Source organism: Sporosarcina sp. NPDC096371, assembly GCF_044762865.1.
Classification (GTDB): domain Bacteria; phylum Bacillota; class Bacilli; order Bacillales_A; family Planococcaceae; genus Sporosarcina.
In genome coordinates this window covers 68,207-87,262 of record NZ_JBIWFE010000002.1, presented here as the reverse complement: position 1 = coordinate 87,262, position 19,056 = coordinate 68,207, and the positions used below count along the sequence as shown (strand labels likewise).

At 40.7% G+C, this 19,056-nt stretch carries 14 protein-coding genes; 1 reads left to right on the top strand and 13 read right to left on the bottom strand.

Annotated elements, in window-relative coordinates:
• Positions 1 to 390 precede the first annotated feature (390 nt).
• Positions 391 to 5,496, bottom strand: a complete 5,106-nt coding sequence (locus tag ACIQ0H_RS06385) for a discoidin domain-containing protein (protein WP_403412572.1) — start codon at positions 5,494 to 5,496, stop codon at positions 391 to 393.
• 505 nt (positions 5,497 to 6,001) lie between these two features.
• Between ACIQ0H_RS06385 and ACIQ0H_RS06380 the strand changes: the two genes are divergently transcribed.
• Entirely contained in the window at positions 6,002 to 6,427 is a 426-nt protein-coding gene (locus tag ACIQ0H_RS06380; RefSeq protein ID WP_403412571.1) for a hypothetical protein, read from the top strand.
• A gap of 64 nt (positions 6,428 to 6,491) precedes the next feature.
• On the opposite strand, the gene ACIQ0H_RS06375 is transcribed toward ACIQ0H_RS06380, so the two are convergent.
• The 12 genes from ACIQ0H_RS06375 to ACIQ0H_RS06320 all read right to left on the bottom strand — a co-directional run bounded on the left by ACIQ0H_RS06375 (position 6,492) and on the right by ACIQ0H_RS06320 (position 19,052).
• On the bottom strand, positions 6,492 to 7,463 hold the full coding sequence (locus tag ACIQ0H_RS06375; RefSeq protein ID WP_403412569.1) for an ABC transporter ATP-binding protein: 972 nt from the start codon (positions 7,461 to 7,463) through the stop codon (positions 6,492 to 6,494).
• Positions 7,460 to 8,446, bottom strand: a complete 987-nt coding sequence (locus tag ACIQ0H_RS06370; protein ID WP_403412567.1) for an ABC transporter ATP-binding protein — start codon at positions 8,444 to 8,446, stop codon at positions 7,460 to 7,462. The genes ACIQ0H_RS06375 and ACIQ0H_RS06370 overlap by 4 nt, the downstream gene beginning before the upstream one ends.
• A 5-nt stretch (positions 8,447 to 8,451) precedes the next feature.
• Positions 8,452 to 9,336, bottom strand: a complete 885-nt coding sequence (gene opp4C / locus ACIQ0H_RS06365) for an oligopeptide ABC transporter permease (protein ID WP_403413423.1) — start codon at positions 9,334 to 9,336, stop codon at positions 8,452 to 8,454.
• A 78-nt stretch (positions 9,337 to 9,414) separates the two neighbouring features.
• Entirely contained in the window at positions 9,415 to 10,392 is a 978-nt protein-coding gene (locus ACIQ0H_RS06360; RefSeq protein WP_403412565.1) for an ABC transporter permease, read from the bottom strand.
• A gap of 275 nt (positions 10,393 to 10,667) precedes the next feature.
• Positions 10,668 to 12,401, bottom strand: coding sequence for an ABC transporter substrate-binding protein (locus ACIQ0H_RS06355; protein WP_403412563.1), 1,734 nt, complete (start codon positions 12,399 to 12,401; stop codon positions 10,668 to 10,670).
• Between the two features lie 69 nt (positions 12,402 to 12,470).
• On the bottom strand, positions 12,471 to 13,643 hold the full coding sequence (locus tag ACIQ0H_RS06350; RefSeq protein WP_403413422.1) for a M20 family metallopeptidase: 1,173 nt from the start codon (positions 13,641 to 13,643) through the stop codon (positions 12,471 to 12,473).
• 237 nt (positions 13,644 to 13,880) lie between these two features.
• Positions 13,881 to 14,369: a hypothetical protein gene (locus tag ACIQ0H_RS06345; RefSeq protein ID WP_403412561.1), complete on the bottom strand. Its 489-nt coding sequence runs from the start codon at positions 14,367 to 14,369 to the stop codon at positions 13,881 to 13,883.
• Between the two features lie 202 nt (positions 14,370 to 14,571).
• Positions 14,572 to 15,435 carry an ABC transporter permease subunit gene (locus ACIQ0H_RS06340; protein ID WP_403412559.1) on the bottom strand — a complete coding sequence of 288 codons (864 nt, stop codon included), beginning with the start codon at positions 15,433 to 15,435 and terminating at the stop codon, positions 14,572 to 14,574.
• Positions 15,435 to 16,220 (bottom strand): PhnE/PtxC family ABC transporter permease, encoded by a 786-nt coding sequence (locus ACIQ0H_RS06335; RefSeq protein ID WP_403412557.1) that lies wholly within the window; start codon positions 16,218 to 16,220, stop codon positions 15,435 to 15,437. The genes ACIQ0H_RS06340 and ACIQ0H_RS06335 overlap by 1 nt, the downstream gene beginning before the upstream one ends.
• 11 nt (positions 16,221 to 16,231) lie before the next feature.
• The gene (phnC, locus tag ACIQ0H_RS06330) at positions 16,232 to 16,996 is read right to left on the bottom strand and encodes a phosphonate ABC transporter ATP-binding protein (RefSeq protein ID WP_403412555.1); all 765 of its coding nucleotides are present in this window, start codon (positions 16,994 to 16,996) and stop codon (positions 16,232 to 16,234) included.
• Positions 16,997 to 17,159: 163 nt separating this feature from the next.
• Positions 17,160 to 18,185 (bottom strand): PhnD/SsuA/transferrin family substrate-binding protein, encoded by a 1,026-nt coding sequence (locus tag ACIQ0H_RS06325; RefSeq protein ID WP_403412553.1) that lies wholly within the window; start codon positions 18,183 to 18,185, stop codon positions 17,160 to 17,162.
• Between the two features lie 51 nt (positions 18,186 to 18,236).
• Positions 18,237 to 19,052, bottom strand: coding sequence for a PHP domain-containing protein (locus ACIQ0H_RS06320; RefSeq protein ID WP_403412551.1), 816 nt, complete (start codon positions 19,050 to 19,052; stop codon positions 18,237 to 18,239).
• Between the last annotated feature and the right edge of the window lie 4 nt (positions 19,053 to 19,056).

The window sequence follows — 19,056 nt, the reverse complement described above, 5'->3', positions numbered from 1 at the left end:
AAGAAAACTCGGCCCTACTTCATAATGCTCGGTCTGAATCAAACAATTCATGTTTTGATTTCCAGTATCTCTTACAATTCGCTCACTCCTTTCAATCTGGACTTTATTCTTGCGCTAGTAGACGATAACTTTCTCTATGTTGTTTAGCATTTCGCACCTTTAACGTAATCCATCGCAAAGAGTCTTTTCATTCACAGATACTAATTATTCTAATTTGATAGACTATTCACTATTATATATTACCATATTTGGTAGGTCAACCCATCAATCCACTAGGATGTAGAAATAGTCATATAGAGAAATTGTGTGAGAAACACCATACAATACTGAAAACACGTCCCCCGCGCCAAATTGGTATGGAGGACGTGCTTCAAATTTAACGAGTTACAATTATTTATTGATCAGATAATCAGTATGAGCATTTAGATCTTTAAAGGCCTTCTCAGAAATCAGCTTATTTTCGTTCAAATTCGCAAGCAATTCTTTAAAGCCTTTCAAATGTTTAACAACTTTGTCCAATTCTCCCTTTTTCTCATAATGAGTGACTGACGTCAGGTGAACTTGAATAGAACGAGCGGCACTACTGTTGGCAAATTCTCCTGCTTTCTCAAATTCTTCAACAAGTTTTAACAAATCCGCTACGTTTTGAATTTCATTTTGCGATCCACCCGACAACTTCAATAATATATCCGAGAAGTTTTGAGTGAAATCAGAAACTGCCTCATCAATTTCAAGTTGTGATGAATTTGGATTTTCATACACACTTACAACTTTATGCTTTAATGCATTAAATCCGCTGCTTTCTAACTTCTCTTGTGTATAAAGAGACTCATCAACAAGGTTTATTTCCTCGTAAGCAGTAGCCAATTTCGAAAAGTCAGATGCCCCCTCTACTTTCTTGTGCAATTTGATTTCGGCTGCTGATGCAAATGTATTAGCTGGACTGCCATAAGTTTCAGTGATGTACAGCCTATAGAACTTCGCTTCAACCGGTTCATCAAACTCAATTAAAGTACTTCCTCCATTCCCCATTTCTCCAGATTTCACCGTTTCCCAGCTACCATCTGCGTTCGTATTGGATACTTGCAATTGGTACTTTTTCACGTTTCCGTTTCCATTTCTACTTACGTATTCATAAGCCATTACAGGTTCAACCTTTGGCATTTCTATTGTGATCCAATGAGGTACCTTTGGTGTTCCCCCATTGTACTGCGTATGCCACCAAGTAGAATTTTTCCCATCTAAAACATTCTTCGCTACCCCTTCATTTGTGCCCGCTTGCTTCTCTTCTGAATTTGCATATGCTTCATAGCCGGTTCTGTCCAATTCCTTATAGCCTTCCTGCAGGTTCAAATCTTTAAAAGACTTTTCTGCTTCATCATAAGAAACTGCTGTATTTTTTATTTCTACGGCTGCAACCTGCAGATTCGTATTTTTGCCGCCAATTGATATTTCACCTTTCGGCAATGAGAATTTATCTTCAACATAGTTTGAAGATAATAATTCTCCATCCACATAAAGCTTTAACATGCCATTCGCTTCTCTTACAACTTTTACATCATGTAGGTTTCCATCGTTAACTTTTCCTTTAGTTGTTTCAAAAGTAGTTGTTGGCTTGTATCGATCTGTTCCAAAAGTTCCCGTTGCCTTTTTATCAACAGTCGTTACAGTCGTCTTCGAATGAATAACATTGTCTCCGACCTTTAAGATAAGATAACCTTGTTCATCAATCTCAAGAGAATAAGCCCCTTCCTGTTTTAAAATTGGCTGATTACTTTCTGAAGTTCTAAGCTTCAACGAGACTGAAAAATCGTCTGTCCCTACCAATGGTGTCTGATCATTAAACTTATATTCTGTATTTTTAATACTGAACAGGTCCATATTTGGCCCTTTAAAATGTACAGACTTCAAGTCTTCTCCATTCACAACATCCGTTTTCTCAAACAACTTTGCAGCATATCCGTTTTCATATCCCAAGAATTTCTCCGTGGCAGTAGTGGATTCACCCCAGATATTCTCGACGCTAATCTCAATTTGGTTTTCCTTTGAAATCGTTTTATTCGTTGTAACATCAACTGATCTGAAATCCTCTAAAATCGTTCCATCTACTTGCTCCCCATTGACAGTAAAGCTGGGATTCTGAATTCGTTGATCAAATTTAACCCTAACAGTATTTTTCTCCATATTTTTAACAGATATAATCTTTGCAGATGCTTTGTCTTCAGATGTAAACTGATAAATCCTTGACTCATGAGGAGCTAATGTTACCTGTAATGTATCACCATAGCTCTTCATCTCCACACTTGTTTCATCAACTCTTGGTAAAACCTTAACCATTTCTGCATTTTTCAACTTCGGTGACACACCTACTGTGTCATCCAATCTTAATGTATAAGTCTGTTCTTTATTGCCTGCATTTCTAAATGAAACAATGCCTTCTCCGTCATTCCAAGCTGAATAACCATAAACACCGCCTTGATCTGGTCGCTCTCCAAACAGTTTTGCTTTTTCTAGTGTCTGCGCATTACTTTCAGCCCACTCTAGAACATCGGCTGTTATTCTCCATTTAGCATCGTTCATAATACTTGGTGAAAAATACAACTCCCAAAATGCTGTCCCTCTCGTCGCATTAATCATCATATAATCCCTGAAATCATCGTCCGTAAACTTTATACCCGCAGATACTCCGTAAATCGGATCGTGATTGTAAACATTTTTTAACGGGAACTGCAAATCATTTTTCTTGAAAATATTGAAATACACATTGTCCCGATAAGACATCATTTGTTCCGCCTGTGTTCCGCCATAAGTACTCAAAAATCCATTATCCCCAGAATCCTGAACCCAAACCGCATTTGCCCACTGTAGCAACCACGGACTTGGATTTACATAACAGGTTAGGTTTAAATATAGGCCTCTGCCTTTTTCAGCTCTCTCTTGTCTCATTGCTTCAAATGACTTAATCCATGTTTCCCAAAGCTCTGCCGTGTAGTACATATTGTTGTCTCCACCGACCATGTGATTATTGTCCCCATCGGTAGAAGGTCTCAAAGCGAATCCATCTAATTTCCAATATTCAATATCAAATCTGTCTTGATAATCTAAAAATAGCTCCGTCAAATTGTTTACATATGTCTTGGAACCAACATCTACACTTTTCCAATAGTCATTCGTAACATGGCCTGTGCCATTCTTTTCAAGGAATTCAGCGAAACCACCAAAATAATTGTATCCACCTTGTGGCCCAAGCCACAGTCCAAACGTTGAACCAAAGTTCTTCGCCATGTCACTTGCTGTATATAATTCATTAGGGAATTTGTTGTTAAATTCCCAAAACCCTGTTTGGTTTTTATAAGGTGAGCCTGTTGCTTGACCACTTGAATCAACTGTCTCATATGCATTCCAACCATCATCGACAACATAAGAGTCCAAAGGCTCTACTCCATTTTTACTCAACTCTTTCTCAGTTCCATAGAATGAATTAGCAATGCTTTCCTCTGAAATATTTAGCATATTGTCATACCAAGAGTTATACTGCTTTCTAAATTCAGTCTTTGTCGCTATGTCATCGATATATGCGAATAAATCAGTTTGAACGACATCCTTTTCAGTCCCAGCAGCAGCCCCCATAACGCTATTCCATGTAGTAAAGCTACCATCTGCATTGAGGTAATTATCTTCCGCGAGCTTGTTAAAGTCTTTTCCAGAGTAATATCTTACCTGCATTATATTGTCCACTACATCAGTATCCGATGCCGGGAATTCTGATCCAAAGAACATGCCATTTGCATAAATGGGTTGACCTAATACTAATTCATATTTCCCAATCCACATTGACGAAATATCACTTAATGGTGGGTGATGAAAAAGTCCTTCCACATTATTAGGCAATACAAATTTATCGACATCAATATAGTCAATTGCAACATCCTTATTTGAAGATGAAATTTCTACATTACTTCTCAAGTAAGGAGAGTTATCCTCAACAAATACGTTGTACTTAATAGTCCACACAGATTTACCTTTTTCATAGTCTTCAAATAAAAATTGAACCCGCTTGCCTGTTTCGTATTCTACTTCATCTACTTGCTTAACTTTTAAATCACTTGCTTTAATTACATCTTCTTTAGATGCTCCACCTTCATTCGATTTGGATGCAAACTTAAATCTATAGGAGTCTCTAAAGAAATTTAACTCAGCGCCCGTAAATGAAATATCAGATGATAATGCACCACTTAACTGAACAATTCTAACGTATCTTGCTTCCCTTGGTTGATCAAGGCTGGCGAATACTACATCACCTACATTGTACAAACCGCCTTCTTCATGGAGATTGTATTCCTTTTTTATAAATTCCGATTCTCCAGCATCAATCCAAGTTTCTCCGTCCGTACTAACTTGAAGTTTAAACTTCCCGATTGTTCCATTGATCCCCCATGCTTGGTCTGGAAAGCCCGGTCTCTTTTGATAACTAAAAGAACCAATAATGTCAACGTGCCCCATATCAACAGTCACCGTATACGGCCACTCTTTTACACCTTTATCAAAATCAACGATTGTGTTGTTATCTCCATCTAGTAACGCTGCCCCACTCTTTTCCGTTCCACTCGGATCAGTAACCTTTACACTCCATCCTGCTCTATCAACGATGTCCTGTGGCGTACTTTTTAATGTATCTTCGTACAGGTGAAGTTCAGCACCTGTAAAGGAAATATCATTCGATAGCGCACCACTTAATTCAACGATTTTAACAAATCTTGCTTCTTTAGCCTCTTCCAAGTTTCCGTAGACCATATCTCCAACATTGTAGAGATTGTTTACTGTATGAAGATTATAGTCGCCTGCGGTAAATTCCCCTGATCCCGCATCTGTCCAATCTTCACCGTCGCTACTAATCATAATTTTATACTTTCCGATCGTTCCATTGATCCCATAAGCTTTATCTTGATATCCAGGTCTCTTTTGATAGCCAAAAGATCCGATTGTCTTTTCTTCCTTTAGATCGATAACGACTTCATAAGGCCATGCTTTACTCCCATCCGAGAAATCCACATAGGTACTATCATCGTTATCAAGTAACTTAGCACCATCTTTAGCTTTACCCACCGAGTCGTAGACCGTTACCAACCAGTCTGTTCGATCAATTTGCGTCTTAGGCTTCTGTGCGTCAGGAATTTCCGCATTCACAGGTCCTTTAGGCTCCTCCGGCTTTTGGTCTTCGGAGACCAATTTTATGACAAAATCCTCTGAACCTTCTCCAGGAACTATATCCTTAGCAATTCTATTATTGTTGATTAAAGTTGTATTTAACTTAGAATCCGAAACATCAAAAGTTCGTTTAATAGAATTATTTCCAATTTCCACTTTATCCTTGGCAATATCAACATACCCTAACCCTGCATCCGAATCATTTGTTGCAGCCGAGCTACTCCCCGTTGGAAGCATCATGGTAACAATAAGTACCAACGATAAGATCATTGAAAATACTTTTTTCATATTCATTTTCCCTCCCGCCATTTTTTATATGGATTCTATAAAAGTACGAGTACTTTAGATTAGTCGATTTATCCATAGATGTATGGTTCAGGTAGACTCGATGCTATTGAACAAAGTAGAATCAAGTCAGATAACTAATGCTTTGATTCCCAGTACTACTTATAACTAGCCCCCCTCTTTTATAAAAACTTAAACTCTAAAGACCTTGTATACTCCGTACTAATATAAGAAGACTTTCTCTAAGTTGTTTAACTTTATCTACTTCAATGTAGTTCACACGCAACCGATACTGATAATTTTTTAATTATTCCGAACTGGATTATTATGGTTGATTATATATTATTTGCATTGGATGGTCAACCCATCAAGTGAACAAAATATGGAAATTGATACATACTGTAAGTGGCTGGGGGGAGGCTACACTAAACTAGATTTTATTTTTGCTATACAAGATAATAGTGATAGTTCAATTGCTTTAAATAGAATTTTAATTGGAGGTTTTATTGTGGAGACTAATAGAATTTCATTGCCGACTGCTTATATGATTGAAACGCTTCGTAGTCATGGCATAACAGATCAAGAATTGCTACATCAAATTGACGAGCGGGATGTAACTCCTTGGGATCGTTTGGATTCTCGTTTTGACTTTACTCATCTTGTAGAACTTGCAGATTCGGATCAAGACCTATTTAAATCAATTATCCTAGACGGCTATACCATAAAATTTGTGACCCTTAATGGAGTAAAAACGTTGTTACAACTGAAATTTGATAAACTCATAGAACGTGATTATCAATTGACGGAAACGGGGATTTCTGGATTGTATCTGGAGAAGCATGAGCTCATTAAACTCGAACAATTGCTGTCTAGCAACTGTAAAATTTATGAGATGGCTCCCCAAAGCAAAGAAATCAGCATCGAGTTAGTTTAAAATTCAACGTAAAAAGGATCATTCAGCTTGTTAGCCGAACGATCCTTTTTTCTATTACTAATGATTAAACAAGATGACATGCTACAAAGTGCTCTGGCTCAACCTCCCGGAATTCCGGGATTTCTCCACGACAAATATCCGTAGCAAATGGACAGCGTGTGTGAAATTTACATCCTTTTGGAGGATCGGCTGGATTTGGGATATCCCCTTTTAAGATCATCCGCTCCCGTTTCAATGTTGGGTCGGGTATTGGAACCGCAGAAAGTAATGCTTTCGTATAAGGATGGAGCGGATTGCCGTATAGGCTATCACGACTTCCCAATTCCATCATCGTCCCAAGATAGAGGACACCAATTTTCGAGCAAAGGTGTTCCACCACACTTAAGTCGTGAGAGATAAATAGAAAAGTGATCTTCTTCTCTTTTTGCAACTTGCTAAATAAGTTAATGATTTGTGCTTGGATGGAGACATCTAGTGCAGAAACAGGTTCATCAGCAACAATAAAGTCGGGCTGAAGGATAATTGCCCGGGCAATTCCAATCCGCTGTCGCTGCCCACCGCTAAATTCATGAGGAAAGCGATCAATGTGATGAGGAGAGAGACCACAGATTTCCATTACTTCAAGCACTTTTTGCCGTACTTCGCTTTTACTGCATAAACCGTGATCGATGAGGGCCTCCCCTATCGCATCGCCGATTCTACTTCGGGGATTGAGTGAACTGTAAGGATCCTGAAATATAAATTGGATTTTCGGACGTAAGCTTCTCATTTCATTCTTTGTTAAATGATGCAGGTTCTGTCCGTTGTACAGCACTTCCCCTGATGTTATGGAAGAAAGACGTAACACACTTTTGCCAATTGTACTTTTTCCGCTGCCAGATTCTCCTACCAGACCGAATGTTTCACCTTGATTGATGGTAAAACTGACGCCATCTACGGCTTTCACAACATCCGAACTGCGTTTGAAAATATTGCTAGATTCTCCGTAGTATTTCTTTAAATTTCTCACCTCTATTAAAGGCAACGCCTCACTCATACGCTCACCTCTTCTTCATATAACCAACACGCTACCTGATGACCATTATCCAGCTGCTTGATGGGAGGAGCTTTTTCCGTACAAATACGCATGCAATGCTCACAACGCTCGCTAAAATAGCAAGACGGCTGCAAATCAACCAAATTGGGTACTTGCCCCGGTATCGTATAAAGCTCTTCTCTTCGCTGATTAATAACTGGTTTTGCTTTCAGTAACCCTTTCGTATACGGGTGCTTAGGATTCGTAAATAACTCAATCACGGATGCCTGCTCAATTATTTTGCCTGCATACATAACGATTACATAGTCCGCCACTTCTGCAACGACACCTAGGTCATGGGTAATGAGCAGCATCGACATATTTCGCTCTTTCTTCAATACTCGTAGTAAATCGAGGATTTGAGCCTGAATCGTTACATCAAGAGCTGTCGTCGGCTCATCCGCAATTAATAAGCTAGGATTGCAAGAAAGTGCTATGGCAATCATAATGCGTTGCAGCATCCCACCACTTAACTGATGTGGATACGAAGCAAAGATTTCAGGACCTCGCCCGATTCCCACAAGCTCAATCAATTCCAGCGCCTTTTTCTTCGCTTCCTTTTTCGTTAGTACTTCATGCTCCAGTAATGGCTCCGTGATTTGTTCGCCAATCGTTAAAACGGGGTTCAGAGAAGACATCGGTTCTTGGAATATCATTGCGAATTCATTGCCTCGGGCTCTGCGAAGATCCCCTTTTTTCATGTTCAATAAATCTCGGCCGTTAAAGAGTACTTCCCCGCTTTTCACCTGTCCTGACGTAGGATCGATTAAGCCCATAATTGACATGGCCGTTGCACTTTTTCCGCATCCTGATTCCCCCACAAGACATACCGTTTGCCCTTCTTGAATCTCAAAGCTGACATTGTTCACTGCGTTCACATTGCCATTCTCTGAATGGAATTGCGTTAACAAATGATTCACTTGAAGAATAGGCTCATTCGCCATCGCAGTCACCTCCGTTTCATATTGGGATCGATCGCATCACGCAGTCCATCCCCCAGTAAATTGATACTAATAACTGTCATAAAAATAGCCATTCCCGGTGGAATCCATAGCCATGGACGCTTTTGAAAGTCAATGAGTGAGTTCGCAGCCGTAATCATATTGCCCCAAGACGCCTCAGGAGGAACAACCCCTAATCCAAAGTAGCTCAGTGTAGATTCACTTAAAATCGCACCACCGACACTCAATGTCCCAGAAACAATCAATAGCGGCACAATGTTTGGCAATAAATGATTTAACAATTTTCTTCGATCCCGTAATCCTAATGCATCTGTCGCCTGGATAAATTGCCTCTCCCGCAAACTGAGCACTTGACTGCGCACCAGTCTCGCTAGCCCCGGCCAACCCACTAAACTTAGCATGAGCATAACAATGTAGAGCCTATGCTCGGTAGGAATCTTCCACTCTGACATGACAGCAGCCATTATAAACAACAAAGGCAATCCAGGAAGTGTCATTAACACATCGGCTGTTCGCATGACAATTTGGTCGACAATTCCTCTATAGTAGCCCGCCATAATCCCCAATAAGGAACCGATTGTAACGGACATCACCATCGCCCCGAGACCGACAGTTAAAGAAATTCTTCCGGCCAACATGAGCCTCGTTAAAACATCCCGCCCTAATTTATCGGTTCCTAACCAATGTGTAGCATTTGGTGGCTGATTGATATTTGTTGGGTTTACACCTAAATTGACATAAGGAGAAAAAAACGGACCAATAAATGAAAACACAAATATGAAAATCAGAAATCCTAATCCTAAAAGAGCTATTTTCTGTTTAAGTAAACGTTGAAATACTTGCCCCCATAGGGAGGATTTTCGTTGTTTCATTGCATTGCTCTTCGTGACAGTCACAACTGAAGGATTTACCAATCTATTCAACTCCTTGCTTTTATAAGATGACTCGGTTTACTTCAGCCGTACTCTTGGGTCAGCTACACCGTATAATAAGTCGGCTATTAAATTACTAATCACTGTCAATAATGCGATGAACATCGTAAAGCCCATTAACAGTGGATAATCACGAACGGTGAATGCCTGCATATAAATAGCCCCAATTCCAGGCCAATTGAAAATCTGCTCTGTAATAATCGCACCACTAAAGAGTGCAGGCAATTCAAAGCCGAAAAGTGTAATCGCAGGAAGTAATGCATTTCGTAGGGCGTGCTTAAATACAACCACTTTCTCCTTCAAGCCTTTCGCCCTTGCAGTACGTACAAAATCCTGCTTAATGACCTCCAACATATTGGTCCGGAAATAGCGCGCTAACCCACCGATACCCAGCATTGTTAGTACCAGGACGGGTAGTACCATATGCTGCGCAACGTCCTTCACATAGGCCCAACCCGTATAATTACTCCCAGTCGTAATCATGCCACCTGCGGGGAACCAACCCAAATCTACGGCAAAGAATTTAATGGCCAGCAATCCAAGGAAAAAGGAAGGGGTTGCCATCGCGGCAAAAACGAGTACAGTAATGAAGGAATCGAAAAGAGAATACTGGCGAACCGCTGATACAACGCCAATGAGAACCGCTATGATCCATGTCAGGACAAGTGAAGCCAAAGCTACGAAAAAAGAACTCCAAATATAATTTCCAAGAACCTCACCTACAGGACGTTGAAACTGCAAGGAATAACCAAAATCCCCTTTGAGTAGGTTCCCAATCCATATAAAATACCTTTTTATTTCAGGTTGATCAAAACCATATAAGGCGTAAAGCTCAGCTTTGCGTTCAATCGTTAAATTGGGATCTGCATCCACAAAGTTTCCGGGAACCAAGGAATATAGGAAAAAAATAAGTACGGACGCACCAATCAGCGTCGGGATTAAATACAGTAATCGTTTTAACGCATAGCCTCTCAAAGTATCAACTCCCCTATTCATTATTAAAAACACCAAAAGCGCAAGCGCCTGTTCAGCCCCGACAAGCGCTGGAAGGCTTGAAGATAAAGGCGCTCTTTGCCTTTATCAGCAAGTAGGAAGGCAGTCTAAAAACGCCACGTCCTGTGGCAACGACTGCATGACCTACATCCTGTAGGCCCAAGCGACTCGAGGGGCTAGGCGCTGGAGCCTAGACGCCAAGATAGACGTACCCAGATTTGATACTGGATACGCCTAAACCAATACTAGTCAATCTGTTCTACAATCTATGCATTCACTTATTTACTTACATCAATTACTTGTAAGTCTTTCAAACTAGACGCAATTCCTCGGTAGCCATTCGGATTGAATCCATCTACCCTAGCATTTGTACCACTTAAAACTTTCTTGTAATCCATATAAATCACTGGCGGATTGTCTTCTAATCCTTTATACAACTCATGAAGTGCTTTTGTACGCGCTTCGAGATCATTAGAGGCAATCGTCGCATCGATTAAGGCATCGATTTCATCATTTCCATAGCCTTTAAAGGTAGAAGATGTACTTTTCGAATGGAAATTTTGAACCCCATTGTATGGATCCGTTAACATTGTCGTTGAAAAGGATGCTAAATCATGATCGCCATTCCCTACGCGTGCAAGTAATGCATTGAAGTCCATTTGTTCTACTTGAAGATCGATACCAATCTCCTTATAATTTTCTTTCGCAATCGGGATTAATGTATCTCCAAGCCCACCCGCCGTAGTGAAGTAATACACAACGAGCTTCTTCCCGTCTTTTTCTCTTATGCCTGTAGAACCTTCCTTCCAACCCGCTTCTTCCAATAGTGCTTTTGCTTGTGCAGGATCATATGAAGTGCTACCAATTTCATCTGTATAAGCCCAAGAAGTAGGCGATACAGGAATATTCGCTACCTCGGCAAACCCTTGATAATGTGTAGCAATAATCGTCTCACGATCTAAACCAAGCACAAACGCTTGACGAACCTTTGGATCTTTGAAAACTTCTTTTTCGTGGTTGAATGATATATAGCCGTATGCCGACGACGTGTATACATTAACATCTGCAAATCCTAGGGTTTGCAAAAATTCAAAGTTATCCTGATTCGCAGCTAGAGCGCTATAATCCAGTTCGCCCGTTTGGAAAAACTGCTGGGAGTCTCCTTCAGTCGTTTTGTAAATGAATTGTGCCACTTCAGGCTTTCCAGCATAGAAATGCTCATTGGCCTCAAAGCGAATTTCTTGGCCCGGTAAATAGTCCACAAAGCGGAAAGGTCCAGCACCAACCGGTTTCAAATGCAAACTATTTAAATAGTCTAGATTCCCCTTCTGATAAGCTTTTCCATAATAGTCCTTTTGCAAAATCTGACCACCAAGTAAGCGCAACGATTGTGCATTTACTTCTTCCGTTGTGATTTCAATTGTGCTCTCATCAATGATACGAATGCCTGAAACTTCGGTCGCATCACCATTTTTATAATCCAAACCGCCCACGACATTCGCTTCGGTGATATCCGTGCCACCCGGATAGTTTGGATCATGTAGCAACGTCAATGTAAACGCCACATCTTCTGCTGTAAATGGTGTGCCATCATCGAAAAGCAAACCGTCACGCAGTTTAAATGTGTAGACTAATCCATCTGCTGAAACATCCCAAGATTGGGCAAGACCTGGAATTGATTCGCCCTTCTCATTAATATCAACCAATGCAGGGAACATAACCGATTGTACGTTGCCGTCATACCCACTTGTGTTGAAATAAGGTGTAAACACGCCACCTGGCTCCTGTAATCCCACAACGACCGTATCTCCGCGATTGATAGCCAATTGTGGTGATGCAGCAGGATTTTCCGCCTTTATCCGCTCATCCTCGACAACAATTTGCCCCGGGTTATTTTCTGTATTCTGCTCAGCAGGTTTTTTTTCATCAGAAGCCTCATCTGCACTACAAGCCGCAATCATCATACTGAGTCCGACAACGGATAAGAGTTTTGCAATTTTAGTTGATTTCATACCTTCCATCTCCTTTTCGTATACAAATCTATTAATTCATGTATTCCTATTTATTAACTCGGTTTAATTTCAAAATAAAAAGTGCGATACAATCTTCACAAATGCCTTCTCAATCGTTAACAAAGCTCGCTCATCAAAATCAAATTTAGGATGATGATGGGGGTAATTTGTATTGTCGTTTTCATTTCTTGCCCCTACCGAAAAAAATGTTCCAGGTCTCTCTTGTAAATAATAAGCGAAGTCTTCCGCACCCATCGATGGTTCGAGTTCAATCACAGCACTTTCAGTAAGGACTTCCGAAAAAAGCCCTTTAACCAAGTCTGTTTCCTTGGGATGATTATATAAGGCAGGATATCCATGGAGATAATCAATTTGATAGCCAGCGTGAAATCCTTCTGTAATTCCTTTCACAATGGAGTAGATCTCTTCTTTCACTTGTTCTCGCACATTTTTATCAAACGTACGTACGGTACCTTCCAATCTCGCCGTATCTGCAATTACGTTAAATGCATTGCCCGCCTGGAACACACCAATAGTGACGACCGCTGATTGCAACGGATTTACCCTTCTACTCACGATTTTTTGCAATGAATTGACAACTTCACTACCCACTACAATCGAGTCAACCGTATCATGTGGCCGAGCTCCATGTCCGCCTTTTCCTTCTATCAAAATATCAAACTTATCAACAGCTGCCTGCTTATATCCTTCTCCAACTGCGATTTCCCCTAATGGAATGCTTGAAGCAAGATGAGCACCAAATACATAGTCCACGTCTTCTAATACATTTTCCTCCACCATAAATTTCGCTCCACCAGGTGGTAGTTCCTCTGCAGGCTGAAAAATAAACACAATCTTTCCTTTTATAGCTCCCCGGAATTTACTAAGCGTCTGCGCTGTACCAAGTAAAGCAGCCGTATGACCATCATGGCCACAAGCATGCATCACCCCTGGATTCAAGGACTTGTAAGGTGCATCCTTTTCATCATTAATCGGAAGTGCATCAAAATCTGCCCTCAAAGCAATCGTTTTGCCTGGTTGCTCTCCAGACAACACTGCGACAAGCCCATTTCCACCAATATTCGTCTTTACATCCAACCCAAAGCTTATTAACTTTTCTTCTATGAATTTGGCAGTCTTCACTTCTTGGAATGAAAGCTCAGGGTGCTGATGCATATGCCTTCTCCAAGCAACAATATTGTCAAAGTTGCTGTCCAGTTCGGTAAAAATCGTGTCGATCATTTCATCACTTTGTATTATTCCCATATAAAAATATCCCTCTTTTCTAAATCCCTATTATACCAATAGGTTTTATTATAATCATACTATTACATAAATACAACTACTAATATGATTTAGTTTTGAAAATATAGAAAACGCAACATCCCCGATACGGAAAACCGATTAGAGGATGTTGTAGTGTGAATGGAGCGACTCACTGAATCGCTTGACTAGGTATCTGTCATTCATTTCAAACCACTAACACATCACAATAATTTTTGAAGGTGTCGTTTGGGCTGGGATACTTCTGGTGGTAGCCCCATAGACAACGATTAAATTTCGATCTGCAATATTACCTGTAAAAGCTTGACCGTTTTCCAATACGATTTGAGTATCCCGGGATATGTTCAATCTTAAAGTACCATCGCTACTTTCTAGTCGACGATTAAAATGGTCTACTTTCACGTTTTGATAAGGCGTATCTTTTGCCATGACAAGTGCTCGAAGTTGCGGAGGGTATATAAGAGGAACCGGGGCGTTTGCATCATAAAATCCAGTCACCCTATCGCCTACGTTCACCATTACGTGGTCAACAAAATAAGTCGTGGGAGCTACAACAAAATTTACTGTTGCACCATACCCATCATCTACAGATAGTAGTTTATAGCAACCGGCTTCATTATTTTGTCCTATCGAAAAGTCATCAATCATCGTGACAACGCCATTAAACGCCTGAAAGTTTGCCATTCCATTCCTCCCCGTTACTCGTTAACCTCATCACTACACTATGCGATTGTCATGTGACTTGTTCAAAAATCTAAAAAAAACGATAGTAATCATGGTGACAGTTGTATTCCACAACCAAAAAACCGCCCCTCGATTAAAAAATCAAAGGGCTTTTCAGCATTAGTATTTATGGCTAAGGTACATATGCAACTGTCGCCTCAGACTATTTTACGGGTGCATTGATCAAATAGCGTGTTTTCAATTGAGTTGATAACATCTCGAGTCCGATTGCAACGATTAGGATTGCGTACGTAATGTAACCTACTTCACGCAAATCGAAGTAAAAGCCGGAAGCCATGAACAACTCAAATCCAATTCCACCAGCCCCTGCGGCAGCACCCATAGCAACCGCGACCGTAAAATTTGTTTCAAAGCGAAGGAAAGTCCACGACAACAGCGATGTTGCTGTCGAAGGGATTACTGCATGTGTAACGATATGCCACCAGTTTGCCCCGCTGGCTCGCAGTGCTTCGAGTATCCCATTGTCCATCTCCTCAAAAGACTCGGCAAATGCTTTCACTAAAAATGCTACCGTATGTAAAAGCATTCCTAAAATGGCCGCCTCACTTCCAAGTCCTGCCGCAATCGCAAAGATCAGCACCCATAATACCGTCGGGACTGCGCGAATAAACGCGACGACCATTATAATCATATTTGAAACAAACTTTGACGATAAATTCTTTGCTGCAAACAAAGCGATAAACAATGAAAGAACTGCTCCCAAAATGGTCGATAAAAAAGCCAGTCCCATTGTTAAACTAATTTGGTACACAGCCTCTCCGAAGGAAAAATGACTCAGTGTCGGCTGCAAAAACATCAGCTTCAAATTATAGAGAGTAGCCATCACAGCTTCAGTTAATACAATCCCTTTATAATCAAAAGTTAGAAAACCATAGACCGTTAGAAAAAAAAGACTAACAAATGTCCCCACCATGACAACCTGCGACTTGTTCCACACTCTAATCTTAATTTTCCCAGCCTGATTCTGTTTCAAATTTAAGGTCAGATCACTTTTCACCACAGTCATTATAAAATAACCCTCCTAACGTAATTAGACAGGAGCTCAATTCCGATGACAACGACGACAATGCTAATTGTAATCAGGCTCACCACATTATAATTCATGCTCTTGTAGTACAAATCAAACGCAAAGCCGATTCCGGTTCCCGTCAAAATACCAACGAGCGTTGAGCTTCGAATATTTGTTTCAATCATGAATAAGATCCAGCTAATCATCTGTGGAGAGCATTCCGGAAGAACTGCTTTCGCGACCACTTGAAAATACGTAGCCCCAGTTGCCTGCAGTGCTTCCACCGAGCTACTACTTGTTTCATCAATCGTTTCAATAAAGGTACGTGTCAAAAAACCAAACGTTGCAAGAAAAAGCGCAAAATAGCCCGTCAAAGCGTTTTGACCAAATGACAAAAGAAGTATTAATGCCCATGCAACAATCGGGATATTTCGATAAACGGAAGCAACGATTCTACTCAAGCTTCCGAAAAAGCGATTAACCTGCGTTGTTTGTGAACCCATTAAAGCCAACAAAAAAGCCAAGACACTTGCAGTTGTCGTTGCAGTAATGGAAAGAAAGATGGTTTCGATCAATTTATCCATAATGGACGGCATTTTTTCTAGCGATTGTTCCGTAATGATCAAGTTCGAGCCCATCCAACCCAACGCTTTCGGCATGGTTTGTATGCCATGTATAACATCAAAGTTTGTCATCCTTGCTGAAAGCAGTGTAATGCCAATTAGGATAATCGCAAAGATCGTCATATTCCGTTTCTTTTTCCTGAAAATCGTAATATCCACAGGTAGGCCTCCTACTCCATTATGAGATCCCCAGCTTCAGAGCCATAGATCGTATGAATCGCATCCGATGTCAGTTCACTAGAAAGCCCGTCATATACGACCTCTCCCCTATTCAAGCCAATAATACGATCCGAATATTTTTTGGCGACATCGACTTGGTGTAAATTGACAATACAAGTGATGTTCAGTTCTTTAGAAATCGCCCGTAAATGATCCATGATGACTTTAGAGGCATTCGGGTCCAATGATGCAATCGGTTCATCGCACAGAAGAAGTTTAGGTGACTGTATTAATGCACGCGCAATGCCTACACGTTGTTTTTGACCACCGCTCAGTTGGTCACATCTTTTATATGCATGTTCTTCCATTCCAAGCTTTTTCAGTAGATGGAATGCCTGTAGCTTTTCCTCTTCCGTGAACAGTCCTAACATGCCTTGGAGGGTGGACTTGTAGCCGAACCTTCCATGTAGTACGTTTTCAATGACGGTAAGACGGGAGACTAAATTATAGTGTTGAAATATCATCCCGATCTTTGTTCGATGTTTCCGCAAATCCTTTTTGGATAACGACATGACGTTGACATCGTCAAAATAGATGGCCCCCTCCGATGAATCGATCATCCGATTGATACAACGGAGGAAGGTTGATTTACCTGCTCCTGATGGGCCTATCACAGATATAAACTGCCCTTCACTTACTTCTAGATTAATGTCCGTCAATACCTGTTTATCTTTCTCGTAGCGTTTGGAGAGATTCTGAATTTGTAACAACGTCATCGAAAAAACTCCTTCTCTCGTTTTGGATGAATGAAGTGAAGAAAAGCGTTGGAGCCTAGACAGTAAGTTAGGTTGAAAATCTTGTATTTTCTTACCTTAAAAAAAGCATGTACCTGATTGGCTTGCATCGTCTGGTACATGCTTCTTCCATAACTAGGGCTACTTATTTAGACAATTCACGAATCGGATCGAACCAGGAATCCTCTGCAACTACAAACTTTTCATCTGCCGTTTTCGTAAAAAGACCTGCCATGTCAGCGTCTTCTGGAACGAAGATTTTTTCGTTCTTGCTCACCACATCCGACACTAAAACCTCTTGGATTTTCTTGAAATCTTCTTCGCTTAAGTTATCCATATTGACAGCGAACGGTGCGTTTAACACCGGCGTCACATTAATCAATGTAAACTCTTCTCCAGCAACAGTATTGAAAGGCTCTGCTGCATCCGCCTTCACTTTATAGATACTTCCCTTTTGGTTGGCTTCCCCTTCGGCAATCTCGACGTAATTGCCAACACATGTATCACAAAATGCGGCTACATCTGCGCGTCCACTTAGCAAGTTCACCGCAGATCCTTGGTGTGAATCTCCATACAACACTTCTTTAAAAAATGGCCCACTTTCCATTAAATCTTCTGGGTTTAGGTCTTTCCATTGATCTTCTTTTGAAAAGTGCGCAATGATATCACTGGATGGTACTTTAAATCCTGATGTCGAACTGCTAGATACAAACGAGAAGTTAGAATTTACAATGTTATCAATTGCATATTCACCATTCACTTTATAGTTTTCTGCCTCTGCTTTTTTCACAGCCAACCAACTATAGTAAACTGCATCATCAATTGTTCCCGATTTTCCACTTGGGACAACGAGTGGCTCGATTTTGTCATTTTTATTTTTTGCCTCGATATAGCCTTGGGCACCCATAAAGGCAAGCTGAGCGTTGCCGTTAGCAATTGTTTCAATGGCAATTGCATAATCCGTTGTCAACTTATGCTCAATTTTTTTACCGGTAACCTCTTCAATTACTTTGCCGATTTCATCACGAGCTGCTTTTAAATCGTTACCAGACTCATTTGGATACCAAACCATCGTTAACTTATCATTGGAATTCGCACTACCTGACGAACAAGCCGTCAAAATGGAGACAAGGAAAAAGATTGTTAAAAATGACAATAGATTTTTTTTCATGATTTTCTCCTTTAAATTAAGTAGTTTAGTTGATGATTTGCTTAACTAAGCTCATGTGAAGACTGCCTCAAGAAATTCAGTGGGACTGACAAGGTCACCCATCATAATAGGCTTGCCATACTCTCCATGAAAATCACTGCCACCTGTTTGAAATAACCCAAATTCATTTGCGTATCGATCAACCTTTTGTTTGTCTTCTTGTGAATGGTCAAAATGATTGCGTTCGATTCCGTCCAATCCGTTTGCCACCAGCTCCGGGATCAAATCGTATGAATCGAGTTGGCCAGGGTGGGCTAACACCGCATAACCATTGTCTGCCTTGATGGCCTTAACTGCTGCGACCGCATCCACGTATTCAATATCTCTCGAACAAATCCCATTCCCTTTGAAAAGAGTTCGATACAGTTCCTGGTAGAGTGGACTCATAAAATGATGATCGAGTAAGCTATGCATTATATGCTGTTTGTAAATGACGCCTGACATCCTTGCTTTTTGCGCAACATCCTCTAACCGGATGTCGTAATCATTTTTTTGCAGTTGCTCAATTTGCCAAAGTGAGTTTTCATGTCTTCTTGTTAACAGCGGTTGACAAAGTTCCCGGATATGCGTCGCTTGTTCATCAAACTGATAGCCCAGAATATGCACTTTGCGATTCCTTGTAAAATCGTAGGCAGAAATTTCAATGCCGGGAACGATTGTAATGCCATGCTTTGCTCCTGCAATTTGGGCAGCTTGAATACCGTCGGTCGTATCATGATCAACGAGACTTAGATGGGTGATACTGTTCTTTGCAGCCAGCTCCATCAATTCTTCCACCGAGGAGGACCCATCTGAATAATGAGAGTGAACATGTAAGTCAGCCTTCATGCGA

Excerpts from the sequence above, each read along its gene's own strand:
- ACIQ0H_RS06385 (WP_403412572.1), bottom strand. The coding sequence starts at position 5,496 with ATGAAAAAAGTATTTTCAATGATCTTATCGTTGGTACTTATTGTTACC.
- ACIQ0H_RS06370 (WP_403412567.1), bottom strand. The coding sequence starts at position 8,446 with ATGGCGAATGAGCCTATTCTTCAAGTGAATCATTTGTTAACGCAATTC.
- opp4C (WP_403413423.1), bottom strand. The coding sequence starts at position 9,336 with ATGAAACAACGAAAATCCTCCCTATGGGGGCAAGTATTTCAACGTTTA.
- ACIQ0H_RS06325 (WP_403412553.1), bottom strand. The coding sequence starts at position 18,185 with ATGAAAAAAAATCTATTGTCATTTTTAACAATCTTTTTCCTTGTCTCC.
- ACIQ0H_RS06350 (WP_403413422.1), bottom strand. The coding sequence starts at position 13,643 with ATGATCGACACGATTTTTACCGAACTGGACAGCAACTTTGACAATATT.
- phnC (WP_403412555.1), bottom strand. The coding sequence starts at position 16,996 with ATGACGTTGTTACAAATTCAGAATCTCTCCAAACGCTACGAGAAAGAT.
- ACIQ0H_RS06345 (WP_403412561.1), bottom strand. The coding sequence starts at position 14,369 with ATGGCAAACTTTCAGGCGTTTAATGGCGTTGTCACGATGATTGATGAC.
- ACIQ0H_RS06340 (WP_403412559.1), bottom strand. The coding sequence starts at position 15,435 with ATGACTGTGGTGAAAAGTGATCTGACCTTAAATTTGAAACAGAATCAG.
- ACIQ0H_RS06375 (WP_403412569.1), bottom strand. The coding sequence starts at position 7,463 with ATGAGTGAGGCGTTGCCTTTAATAGAGGTGAGAAATTTAAAGAAATAC.
- ACIQ0H_RS06320 (WP_403412551.1), bottom strand. The coding sequence starts at position 19,052 with ATGAAGGCTGACTTACATGTTCACTCTCATTATTCAGATGGGTCCTCC.
- ACIQ0H_RS06360 (WP_403412565.1), bottom strand. The coding sequence starts at position 10,392 with ATGAATAGGGGAGTTGATACTTTGAGAGGCTATGCGTTAAAACGATTA.
- ACIQ0H_RS06355 (WP_403412563.1), bottom strand. The coding sequence starts at position 12,401 with ATGAAATCAACTAAAATTGCAAAACTCTTATCCGTTGTCGGACTCAGT.